Annotated in this window: 1 pseudogene; it reads left to right on the top strand. The window is 71.4% G+C overall.

Features of this window, described 5'->3' with window-relative positions:
- Nucleotides 1-448, top strand: a pseudogene (locus tag N803_RS18670) (HNH endonuclease); the annotation flags it as partial.

Here is a 448-nt window from a genome sequence, read left to right as displayed (position 1 = left end):
GCCGGGGCAGCGTGGTGGGGAGGATCTGGTCGAGGTCGGCGGGTTGGGTGGTCCCGGGACAACATTCGTCCGCAAGGGCTGGCTCGACGCTGCCGGAATGTCCGATCCGAAGCGTGACCTGGGCTGCGACACCGACACGGGCGCACTCCGGCACGGTGACGTGCCGAAAGCGTTCGCCCGCGGGCAGGAACAGGCCCGCCGCGCCCAGCGTGCCCGGGAACGAGCCGCCGACCACGCCAGGAATCAGACAGACACCAGTAACACCACGGGCACGGCGGCGTGGGATGACTTCGTCGACGCCTACCGCATCCCCGACCCCATGGCGCGACTGGTGCGGCTGCGGGACGGCAGCTGCCGCTTCCCCGGCTGCAGCGTCCCGGCACGCCAGTGCGACCTCGACCACGTCCGACCCTGGCCGACCGGACCCACCAGCCCGAGCAACCTCATG

This window comes from Knoellia subterranea KCTC 19937, assembly GCF_000768685.1.
Classification (GTDB): Bacteria; Actinomycetota; Actinomycetes; order Actinomycetales; family Dermatophilaceae; genus Knoellia; species Knoellia subterranea.
The sequence above is the reverse complement of the archived record's forward strand: the minus strand, read 5'-3'. Positions and strand labels throughout refer to the sequence as shown.